7 protein-coding genes are annotated in these 11,619 nt (G+C 53.5%); 2 read left to right on the top strand and 5 right to left on the bottom strand.

Annotated elements, in window-relative coordinates:
- Positions 1-72: 72 nt before the first annotated feature.
- From trxB to K2H17_RS09960, 4 genes are all read right to left on the bottom strand, one after another.
- Positions 73-1,017: a thioredoxin-disulfide reductase gene (gene trxB / locus K2H17_RS09975; RefSeq protein ID WP_300134312.1), complete on the bottom strand. Its 945-nt coding sequence runs from the start codon at positions 1,015-1,017 to the stop codon at positions 73-75.
- Positions 1,018-1,189: 172 nt separating this feature from the next.
- Positions 1,190-1,804 carry a LolA-like putative outer membrane lipoprotein chaperone gene (locus tag K2H17_RS09970; RefSeq protein WP_300134309.1) on the bottom strand — a complete coding sequence of 205 codons (615 nt, stop codon included), beginning with the start codon at positions 1,802-1,804 and terminating at the stop codon, positions 1,190-1,192.
- Between the two features lie 38 nt (positions 1,805-1,842).
- Complete coding sequence (locus K2H17_RS09965; RefSeq protein WP_300134306.1) at positions 1,843-4,779, bottom strand: DNA translocase FtsK; 2,937 nt, start codon at positions 4,777-4,779, stop codon at positions 1,843-1,845.
- Between the two features lie 305 nt (positions 4,780-5,084).
- Positions 5,085-8,810 (bottom strand): LamG-like jellyroll fold domain-containing protein, encoded by a 3,726-nt coding sequence (locus tag K2H17_RS09960; protein ID WP_300134303.1) that lies wholly within the window; start codon positions 8,808-8,810, stop codon positions 5,085-5,087.
- A 305-nt stretch (positions 8,811-9,115) separates the two neighbouring features.
- On the opposite strand from K2H17_RS09960, the gene K2H17_RS09955 reads away from it, so the two are divergent.
- Both K2H17_RS09955 and rpmH read left to right on the top strand, forming a co-directional pair.
- Complete coding sequence (locus tag K2H17_RS09955) at positions 9,116-9,622, top strand: flavodoxin (protein WP_300134300.1); 507 nt, start codon at positions 9,116-9,118, stop codon at positions 9,620-9,622.
- 156 nt (positions 9,623-9,778) lie between these two features.
- Positions 9,779-9,934, top strand: a complete 156-nt coding sequence (rpmH, locus tag K2H17_RS09950) for a 50S ribosomal protein L34 (RefSeq protein ID WP_300134297.1) — start codon at positions 9,779-9,781, stop codon at positions 9,932-9,934.
- A 194-nt stretch (positions 9,935-10,128) separates the two neighbouring features.
- On the opposite strand, the gene K2H17_RS09945 is transcribed toward rpmH, so the two are convergent.
- Positions 10,129-11,232 carry a PDDEXK nuclease domain-containing protein gene (locus K2H17_RS09945; protein WP_300134294.1) on the bottom strand — a complete coding sequence of 368 codons (1,104 nt, stop codon included), beginning with the start codon at positions 11,230-11,232 and terminating at the stop codon, positions 10,129-10,131.
- Positions 11,233-11,619 lie beyond the last annotated feature (387 nt).

The raw sequence follows: 11,619 nt of genomic DNA, 5'->3' as shown, positions 1-11,619 counted from the left end.
CCTTTCTCATTTACAATAATTTATCTAAAAGATACACCACTCAGATTTTAACTCTTGTTTTTAAACAACCTCTTAGAGGCCTTCTTCGTTGAGGAAACGCTCTACGTCAAGCGCAGCCTTGCAGCCTGAACCGGCAGCTACGATGGCCTGGCGGTAGATCGGGTCAGCCACGTCACCTGCGGCAAACACACCGGGGATGTTGGTCTGCATTGTCGGACCGGCGATCTTGATATAGCCTGAAGGATCGCAGTCGATGTACTGGCGGAACACTTCGGTGTTGGGGTTGTGGCCGATTGCGAGGAAGAAGCCGTCGACAGCCAGGTCGAAGTGTTTTTCGTTCTCAGTGCCTACATTTTCAACCAGATGTGCGCCTTCGAGATACTCTTCGCCGTAGAGACCGGTTGTGTTGGTGTTGAACAGAACTGTGATGTTGCTCTTGTTGAGCACACGTTCCTGCATCACTTTGGAGGCACGCAGATAAGGCTTGCGGACAATCAGGAACACTTCTGCGGCGAGGTTGCTCAGATAGAGGGCTTCTTCGCAGGCTGTGTCACCGCCGCCCACAACTGCTACACGCTTTTTACGGTAGAAGAAACCGTCGCAGGTGGCGCAGGCCGATACTCCGAGACCTGAATATTTCTGTTCGTCCGGCAGACCGAGATAGCGGGCCGAGGCGCCGGTCGAGATGATGACTGAATCGGCAAGAATTTCCAATCCGTTGTTGGTCACTGCCTTGAACGGACGCTTGGAGAAGTCGACCTCTGTCACAAGTCCTGAGCGGATGTCAGCGCCGAATTTCAGTGCCTGTGCGCGGATGTCGTCCATCAGCTGCGGTCCGGTGATGCCGTTGGGCTGTCCGGGGAAGTTTTCCACTTCAGTGGTGATTGTCAGCTGACCGCCGGGCTGCTGACCTTCGATTACGAGTGGCGAGATGTTGGCTCGCGAGGTGTAGATCGCTGCGGTGTAGCCTGCGGGGCCTGAGCCGATGATGAGGCAACGGGTTTTGATTTCTGCCATAGTTTTTTGAATTGATGTTTTTTGGGTGGTTAGATTTTAAGCTGTTCAGTTTATTGAACCATACCTATTATATAATGTATATTTTCTTGCTTTGTTCACTCCAGTTGCTCCGGCGGGAAGCGGTTGGAATGTGTCTGATTGAAGTCTGAGATGATGTTTCTTTGGGGTTTGTCTATCGCAGGTCGACCACGGGGATGCCGGGGTGTTTGGCGGCATCGTAGCGGAAATGTGACAGCGGAAGTGTCTCGCCGGCCTTGACGGCGCTGACCGAGATGCTGACGCTGCGGCGGTTGCTCAGGGTGAGCACGATCCGGGAAGGGTAGAGGGTCGTGGCGTTGAGGGTCAGTTCCACGCTGTGGATGTCGCTGCCGGGCCGCGTGGCGGTCAGTCGGATTTTCTTTTCGCCGGGAGCGGCTTTCAGCATGGATGCGCGATAGAGTGTCTTGAATGAATTGATGATTGCGAAGGGGTTGACCTGCTGCAATTCTTCAGGGGTCGGTTCGGTGATGTTGACCTCGCCGACGTGTGAGGAGTAGGTCCACTGGGTGCGTCCGTCGTACCACGAGGAGATCTGCGGTGAGACAATCGTGAATCGGTCGCCCGAAATGGTCAGGGTGCCGCTCTGGCTCTGTCCGTCAGCCGTGATGGTATAGGAGGCCGAGTGCGATTTTGAGGCTCTGATCTTTGCGGCTGCCTTGTCGAGGACGGCTGTGGCCGATTCGGCTGCATGGAGCGGCAGCAGGCAGCAGAGTGCGAGGATCAGGAGAATTATGTTTTTTGTGAGCATGATGTTTTGCGGGTGGTGGTTGTTTCTTTTTGCAGTGATCAGCGGTTGTCGAGGATGTGTTCGAGGGTGACGGGGTCTACCAGCACCTGACGCGGCTTGCCGCCCTGCGAGGGGCCTACGATGCCTGCGGCTTCCATCTGGTCCATTATCTTTCCGGCGCGGTTGTAGCCGATCGAGTAGCGGCGCTGGAGCGACGAGGTCGAGGCTGTGTCGGTCGAGACCACCAGACGCGCACATTCGTCGAACAGCGGATCGCGGTCTCCGAGATTGGCTCCGCTGATGTTGCCTCCCTCGCCTTCGGGGGAGTATTCCGGCAGTTCGTAGGGTGCCTGATAGCCCACCTGAGAGCCGATGTTCTCGCAGATCGCGCTGACTTCGGGGGTGTCGATGAAGGCACACTGCACACGTTCGAGTTTGCCGTTGATCGAGAACAGCATGTCGCCTCGGCCTATCAGCTGGTTGGCGCCGAGCTGGTCGAGGATGGTGCGCGAGTCGTTGCCCTGGATCACGCGGAAGGCTATACGGCCCGGAATGTTGAGCTTGATGCCGCCGGTGATGACGTTGACGGTCGGGCGCTGTGTGGCGATGATCAGGTGGATGCCTGCGGCGCGGGCCACGGCAGCAAGACGCGAAACGGGATTCTCGATCTCCTTGCCCTGACGGATGATCAGGTCGGCGAACTCGTCGATGATCAGCACGATGTAGGGCAGGAAGCGGTGTTTCTCCGGATTGAGTTTGCGCGCTACGAATTTGTCGTTATATTCCTTGATGTTGCGGGCACCGGCCTGTTCGAGCAGCGAGAGGCGGTTGTCCATCTCGATACAGAGGGAGTTGAGCACTGTCACCACCTTTGACATGTCGGTGATGATCGCGTCTTCGCCGGGCAGTGAGGCGAGGTAGTGGCGTTCAAGCTCGCGGTAGAGGCTCAGTTCGACTCGCTTGGGGTCGATGAGCACGAATTTCAGTTCCGAGGGGTGCTTTTTGTAAAGCAGTGAGGTGATGATGGCGTTGAGGCCTACCGATTTACCCATACCTGTTGCACCGGCCACGAGCAGGTGGGGCATTTTGGCAAGGTCGGCCATGAAAATATCGTTCGAGATGGTCTTTCCGAGTGCCATCGGAAGCTCCATTTTGGAGTTGCGGTACATTTCGCTGTCAAGAACCGAGCGCATCGAGACAACCTGCGGATCTTTGTTGGGGACCTCGATGCCGATGGTGCCTTTGGCGGGAATAGGTGCGATGATGCGGACTCCCTCGGCTGCGAGCTGGAGCTGGAGGTCTTCACCGAGGCTGCGGATTGAGCGGGTGCGCACTCCCTCGGCGGGAATGATCTCATAGAGTGTGACGGTCGGGCCTATCGTGGCTTCGATCTTGGAGATCTCTACTCCGAATGTGCGCAGCGTTTCCGTCAGACGGCGTTTGTTGAACTCCATTTCCTGTACGTCGACGCTTGGGCCGTTGTCCTTGGCCGGACGCAGGAGATCGACTGTCGGGAAGCGGAAGTGGGAGAGTTCGGCGCGCGGGTCGTAAGGCTCGGAGGCGAGCACGGCTTCGGCGCTCGGCGGAGTCTGTCGGCTGTCTGCTTCGGCAGGAGCCGGGGTTGCGAACAGCGGTTCTTCCGCCTCTTCAGTGTCTTCGGCTTCGTCAGTCTCACTGTCGGAGAAGAGAGGACGGTTGAAGTCTTCGTCATCTTCTCCGGTGAAGAGCGGACTCAGCGGAGTCTCGTCCTGAGTCTCCTCGGCAGGTGTATTGTCTGTGTTGTCATCGGCGTCGTCGTCATCATCGTCATAGTCGGCGACGGGGATCTCCTCCATCTCTTCCGCTTCGTCCTGAACGTCTGCGTCAGGATTGGCAACTGTCTGCTCAGGGAATAAGTTTTCAGTGCGGACATCGGTCGCGGGCACTACATTTGCAGCTGTTGCCGTGGCGACCGGGCCTCCCATGCTGATAGCGGTTGCGGCAGGTGCGGCTGTCGCTGTCATTCTTTCAGTCTGAGCCGTTTCTGCGCTTTCAGCCTGCTGCTGTGCTCTCTGAGCCGCCATAGCGGCCTGCTGACGGGTTTCTTCGGCTTTGCGTTCAGCCTCGGCGGCTGCTTCGCGGGCCAGGCGTTCGGCTTCCTCGGCCTCGCGGATGCGCTCGCGCTCGGCGCGTCGCTGTGCCTGACGTTCGTTATAGGCGCGGATGCCCTGTGAGGCCACTCCGTAGATGCGTTTCAGTTCTGTCAGATAGAGGATGATTACCAGTCCTCCCATTATGATGCTGGTTCCCAAGGCTCCCCAGATTCCGGTCAGGGTGATCAGGCGGTCATTGAGCAGATGGCCGTGGCGGCCTCCCCAGTAGACGGGCGAGGCGAATTCGTAGGTCACGAGACCGCAGACGATCGAGAGGGCCACGGCTGTCAGCAGACAGCGCATGGTCAGCGCCCAGAACGGCGGACGGTAGACGCGCAGCATCGACAGACCGCAGACGGCAAGATAGTAGATCAGCAGGAAGGATCCGATGCCGAGCCAGTTGTAGAGCAGCGTGTGGGCTATCCATGCGCCGAAAGGTCCTCCGGCATTGCGTATCATTGTCGGATCGAAGTCTCCGTTGAGCATGGCGCTCTGGTCTGATCCGATATTTGCGAAATAAGATATGGTGACGATCAGCATGTAGCCTGCGAGGATCGTGAACACCAGTCCGATGAACATCACCGTGCGTGAGTCGCGGACAAGTTGCAGCGTGCGGGCTATTCCTGCGCGCGGACGGCGGCGCGGTGCCGCGCTTTCAGCGGGCGAGGATGTCTGTGAGGTCGCGGGAGCTGCTGCCGGTGCCGCCTGAGGCTGAGCCTGTGTGGGGGCAGTGTCGTTGCTGTAAGGCTGCGACGGAGTCTGAGGACGTGCCGGTTGCGATGCCGGGCCGTTGAGCACCTCTTCCGCATCAAATGCGGTGTCGGTGAAGGATGGTTCGTCAATGGGTGAATATGATGTGGGCATAGTCTTTTGCGAAATTGAAAAGTTCTTTCTGAGGTGTGCTTTTTCCGAATGACAAAGCTGCAAAGAATGCGGGTCGTAAATCTGAGCAGCCTCTAAACAGATAGCAAAATTACAATTTTTATTTTACAAATTCAACATCGCGGATTTTTCAGCTGCGATTTTTATTTTTCCGGAATGATTTTGTCTTTTTTTCGAGCCAAGAGGACAAAAAAATAACCGCCGTCCCCTCGGATGTGGGGAACAGCGGTTATTCTGTCTATCGGGCCTGGATCCTTTTTCGGGGGAATCCGGGAGTGTGTCGGGTTTTATCGTTTCACGAACTTGAACGACTGCATCGACTTGCCGTCTTCGATGACAAGGATGTAGACTCCGCGTTCGAGCGAATCGAGGATATCCTCGCGGTCAGCGCCTACGGCGGTGCGGATGATCATGCCGTTGAAAGCGTTGACCACTGTGTAGCGTGCGTTGTCACCGTTGGCGATGATGTCTTCGATCTCAGAGAGACGAAGGAGCTGATAGTGTTCTTCAACCTGCTCAGCCGAGAGGGCCTTGGGATATACGACAAATTCATCAATTGCTCCGCCGAAGGTGCGGTGTTCGTTTCCGGCGGTCAGTTCGTCGTCACCTCCGATGAAGATGAGTTCGCTGTCTGAGAAGTTGATGCCATTGGTCTTCACTCCGTTTGCGGTGGCCACTTCCTTGCCGTCGATGTAGAGGGTCATGGTCTTTGCTGCGAAGTTGCGCACACAGGCGATGTGGTGCCAGTTGCCGTCGAATGCCGCGCTTGCGTCATCTGCTTTACAGTCGGTCTTGGTCACGTTGTCGTCAATGGTGAAGCTCAGGTAGCCGTTCTTGCGTTCGAGGCCGATCCAGTTGCCTGTGCCGCCTTCAACATTGGTGGTGTTGTGTGTGCCGATGCAGAAGAGATAGCCGTCTTCATCGGTTGACTTGATCCAGAGTTCGGCGGTGAAATCGCTTTCGCCTACCTTGATTGCGTCATAGATGGGCTGGGTGAAGTATTCGGAGTTGTCAAATTCAACAGCGCCGGCTTTCACGCCCTGGACTGAAGCGAGGCCTGCTGTGGCGGTTGCTTCGCCGAACGCGAGGTTGGGGGTGGTGTTGCCGATTTCGTCCATCGGGAAGTAGAGGATATAGTCGGCAGCCTGTGATTCGTAGTGTTCCTTGACCTTGCTTGCGCTCATTACGCCGCGATAGATCGAGAGTTCGTCGAGCATACCGTTGTAGGTGTTGTCAAATGCGGTTACGTCGCCGATCACGAGGGGTTCGTCAGGACAGCTGATTTCCAGAGTGGGGTCATCGCCTGAAGCCACGAGTTCACCGTCAACATAGAGCATGAGCAGCTTGCCTACGGCGTCGCGGGTAGCTACGATGTGGTGCCACTGGCCGTCGAAGTATTTTTCAGCGCCTTTGTATTCGATCTGCTTCTTGACAACGTTGTCGTCAACGGCGAAGCGGAGTTCTTTCACGCCTTTGTTGTCCTTGTATTCGATGCCGTACCAGTTGCCTGATCCGAGGTCGGGCGAGATGACACCCTTGTTGAGCAGATAGCAGTTCTTGTCGGTGGCAGTGGAGTTCATCCAAAGTTCGATGGTGAACGATTTGTCGCCGAAGTCGATGTTCTCATAGCTTTCCTGTACATAGCGGTTGGTTCCGTTGAGGCTCAGTGCGTTGCCGCGTTTGCCTGCGAGAGCTTCGCCGTTGCTGCCGTTGGCGGTCGCCTTTTCGCCGAAGAGGGCGTTGGGGGTGGTTTCGCCTACGGTTTCAAAGGGATAATAGGCTACGAGTTCGATCGAGGTGTTTTTGCGCACCTTGATGGTTCCGGTCATTGTGGCGTTCTGGTCTTCCTCGGCACCGGTGGTGGTGATGGTGAATGTGAATTCGCCTTCAGCCTTGGGTGTGCCTGAGATTGTGCCGGTGAGGGTGGCGGGGTCGAAGCTGTAGGTCATGCCTTCGGGGAGGCCTTCGATTTTTACGCCTGTGGCGCGGATCACGGTGAAGCCGATAGTCTGGATTTCATCGCCAAGATAGATCACCTGGTTGAGCGCGCCGCCGTTGACGGTGATTGCACCCGCGGTGTTGAAGGCTTCCTCAAGGTTGTAGCTGAGGTGAGGAGGCTGGTTGTAGGCGCAGTTCTGCCATGCTATGGCCACGCGATACTGACGGTCCTGCATCAGAGTGTTGACGCGGTAGTCGGTCGGAATGGTGGTCGAGAAGATGAGCAGATCGGATTCGGTTTCCTGATCGTGGAGAATGATTTCCTCGCGCCAGTCGCCGAAAAGGTCTGCCTGAAGATTGGGAGTGGCTTTGGTTCCGTTGGCGGAGCCTGCGTTTGAGTAGCCGGAGAAGGCCCAGCTTGCAGCTGTCCCGTTGAGGTTTTCGCTGCGTTTCTCGATGATCGGATAGGATTTTCCTTGACCGGAGTTGTATTTGCCGTCGAAAAGCTCGTCGAGCAGATCGCCGTCCCAATAGATGCGGAAGTTTGACGAGGGAACTTTGCCGTCGATAGCGATCTCGCCTGTGCAGGTGAATGTCTTGTTCTTGCGAGTCGCTTTGTCACCGGTGCCTGTCGAAGTATCAAACCATGAGCCGGGCCATACTTCATAGCCGCGGAATTTGGATGAGATGTTCGCTGCGAGACCGCGACCGATATCATTTCCGGTCTGAGGTGTGCCCCAGATGATCTCACCGGTACGGGCATCACGGAATTCTGAATCCCATTTATAAGATGATGATTTCTCTTCGTGTACCATGAAGATTTCAAGTCCTTCGCGGTCGGGGTCCATGTCGGCGAGGTGGAGAGCATCGCCGTGACCTGCACCTGTGCGCAATACCTTGACGCCGTCGTGGTCCAGAATTGCTGCTCCGTAGACGATTTCGTCGAAGCCGTCGCCGTCACAGTCGCCGATGGTCAGCGAGTGAGCGCCTTCGCCATAGAGTTCTTTACCTTTTGTTTCTGATTTGTGGAACCATTTCTCGGTCAGTTTCTGACCGTCGAAGTTCACGGCCCATACATAGGCTGCGGTGTAATAGCCGCGGCAGAATATGGCCGAGGGGGTCTTGCCGTCAAGGTAGGCCACGCCTGCGAGATAGCGTTCGCAGCGGTTGCCATAGCTGTCGCCCCACTGGCTGTTGGTGCGGATGTTGCGCGGAGGATTGTAGTTGATGGTGTGGATCTCTGCGCCGGTCTGGCCGTTGAACACGGTTAGATATTCCGGACCGCTGAGCACAACTCCTGAGTTATCGCCGCTCTTGGTGCGGTAGTCATCGGTTACTTTTGCGTCACCGAGGAGCACGGCCTTGCCCTGTCCGTCGATGGTGCCGGGTGCTGTCTTGCAGATCAGCTCTGCTTTGCCGTCGCCGTCGAAGTCATAGACCATGAACTGGGTGTAGTGATTGCCTGAGCGGATGTTCTGGCCGAGGTCGATGCGCCAGAGTTTGGTGCCGTCGAGTTTGTAGCAGTCAAGGTAGGTTTTGCCTGTATAACGGCGGTAACTGTTGTCGGCCTGGTTGGTCGGGAACCATTTCACGATCAGTTCCCACTCTCCGTCACCGTCTACGTCGCCTACGGAAACGTCATCGGGCGTGTAGGTGTAGTTGCGCTGCTCTTCTTTACCTCCGGCAGGCGATGTGCCGCCTTCCGGACGGTCGAGATGGACGCGAAGGAAGTTGTCAGACCATGCGGTTGCTTCTTTTGAGGTCTCGATGTCGGTGCCGTTGAGGACGGCTTTGACCTGATACTTTGCACCGGGAGTGCCGGCGGCGTCAGTGAAGTTGGTTACTTTGAGAGGGGTGGTGTTGATCTTTGTGCCGTCACGATAGACGTCGAACAGCAGATCCTTTGAGTCGCTGACCAGCGAGCGCCACGATACGAAGACGCCTTTGTCAGCCTTCACGGCTACTACTCCGCGATCAAGCTTTTCGGCCTGGACCGTATGGGAGTATTTGGACTGCTGGGCCGACATTCCGAGCGACATCAACAGCGCCATGCACGATAAAAAACTTTTTTTCATGCTAACAGGTTAAAGTAAAAAATTGATAAGTTTTCTGATATTATGGTTATTGAGTAGTTGAACTGGTTCCGAAACGCATGGACAGGACTTTAGAGGAAGAGGGCCTTTCACAGGATTCCGCCTCATGATGCCACTGCCCGTTAAGTTTTGATGGTATCAGGAGGCAAAATTAATGATTTTTAGACAAAAACGCAAATCGGGGAGACGGCGGCGAACAGAATTTGCATAACTTATGTTTATATTTCGTAGACTTTAATGTCTGTTTTATGGACAAATTTTGCCTGATTATTCTTAAGATAAATATTATGATGAAAAAGATTGGTATATTTTACGGAACCACCACCGGTTCGACCCTCGAAGTGGCTGAGGTAATTGCCGGTGAACTTGGCGTAAACCCTCAGGATGTGCATGATGTTGCGCAGTCTGCCCCCTCGGATGTGGCAGATTATGATGTCCTGATTCTCGGCGCAAGCACATGGGGCGCAGGAGATCTTCAGGAGGATATGGCGGTGTTTCTCGACGGCCTCCAGGCTCTTGATCTCGAAGGAAAGGAGGTGGCGATTTTCGGTTGCGGCGATGAGTCGATGGCCGACACTTTCTGCAATTCGGTAGGGGAGATATATCATCGTCTCCACGACACGAAAGCCATGTTTATCGCGCCGTTCAACAATGACGCCTACCGTTACAACTTTTCAAAAAGCGATGTCAAGGGGATGATTGTCGGGCTTTGTATTGACAATGTCAACCATCCTGAGCAGACCGAGGGCCGGATCAAGGCCTGGTGTGAGGAGATCAGAAAGGAAACCGCCTGAGGCAGCTTTCAGGACGCATGAGGGGAAAAGTGCTCGACAGGGGAGCGCAGGCAAAGAAAAGTGTTATAAAATGTGAAATTTGTTTGACCGTATCAATGATTTTTCTTAAATTTGCACCTCAAAATGCAGAATAACGAAAAATAAAAATATACGGCAATGAAAAGAACATTTCAACCTTCTAACAGAAAGAGAGTTAACAAGCATGGTTTCCGTGCCCGCATGTCTACCCCCGACGGACGCAAGGTCCTCGCTCGTCGTCGCGCCAAAGGCCGCGCTCGTCTGACAGTTTCTGACTCTATCTCAGGAAAGTAATCTGTCAGCCGTCACGTCCGGCATCTCTTTTCTGTCCGGCTTCTTTCATTGAGGCCGATTCACGAAAAAATTACCGGTTCATCTCTTGTGAGGTGAACCGGTCGTTTTTATCGTGCTTTTCTATATTAGACGTGACAAAAATGTCCCATTAGGGTATAAAAATCAGCGCGGAGCGAAGATTTTTATTAAATACCCTAACATTCGGAAGCACCTGTGGTATTTTCAGTCTCTCGGATGCGGTGCAACTGACAGCGATCTGCTGATTTATCGGCAACTTCTTTGTTGAAGGTCTTTATTTCGTCGGTGATTAGTTGTTTCAGTTCTTTTTGAGGAACTATAAGTCTGTATTCGGCCACGCCGATGGGCTTTGTGAAGCCTTCAAGAGCAAGCTCGACTTCGACGTTGTCTTTCTCAGCGCATAAAATAATGCCGATTGAGGGATTTTCGTCTTTGCCACGTTCAAGTCTGTCAAGCAACGAGAGATAGAGGTTCATCTTGCTGACATATTCGGGCATAAACTCAGAGATTTTCAAATCGACGGCAACGAGCGACCTAAGTCCGCGATGAAAGAAAAGCATATCCACTTTATAATCCTTGCCGTTATAGGACAGAACGTGCTGATTGCCGATGTATGTAAATCCCTGACCGAGTTCAAGTAGGAACTGCTTTACTTTCTCAACCAACCTCCGTTCAAGCTCCAGTTCAAGAAGCGGCTCAGTCACGCCAAGAAATCCCATGCAATAGGAATCTTTGAAAACCTCGTTGGCGTATGCTGCCTGAGCCTCCGGGAGAGCGACTGCGAAATTATTAGACACGTTGGCTTCCGGCTGATGCTTATGCATCTCCAACTTAACAGCGTTGATAAGCAAATCTCGGCTCCAGCCCTTTTCCTGATACTTGCAGGTGTAGTATTCTATCGCTTCATCGTTATCATCGAACTTAGACATGAGATAGTTTATATGACCCCACGGTAAAAGTGCAACAGCCTGTTGCACTTTTGGATTTGCATCATGAAATCTCACATAAAACCGCTTCATGTTAAATAAGTTGCGCACTGACATTCCCATCTTCGGATATGATGATTTGAGGTCAGCAGACAACCGCTTGACTACATTGTCTCCGTGTTTGCTGTCGAGTTTACGCTCATATAGTAGCTGGCCAATGCGCCAGTGCATTTCATTGGAGGTGCTGACAATGGCACGGGCGGCATTACCTCTCGCGGTTTCAATTACTGCAACAGCTTGTTGCAATATTTCATTATATTCTGATTCGTTATGAATACGGACAACTGTTTCCATACACAAAGTTAATACTTTTATTTTGATTTTCAGTCATGTACAGATGCTTTGCCTCTCAGAATGCTTCACAATTATTTCAGCAATTTTCTATCGTTGTCGCCGCTTTCCAATACGCTCATCTGATGGATGGCTATCTGATTCAGTTTTAAAGCCGCTTAGTCTGGCCTGTTGTCTAAATACCTCGAATCCGGTGGGTTAAATTCGGATTGCAAGGCTGTTCCCAAAAGCCTGAATACTCTATTATGTCTCTGTTCCATAACTGATAAATCACATCCATATATTTAAGATGTCATTTTGCGGATGTCATTTTGCGGATGTCGTCGGGGGTGATGTTGCCGGTGATCTGTATGAGCGTAAGTTCCGACGGCTCGCTGACACGTATCAGAT

This window comes from Duncaniella sp., from assembly GCF_029054785.1.
Lineage (GTDB): Bacteria > Bacteroidota > Bacteroidia > Bacteroidales > Muribaculaceae > Duncaniella.
This window is presented reverse-complemented; position numbering and strand designations above follow the sequence as displayed.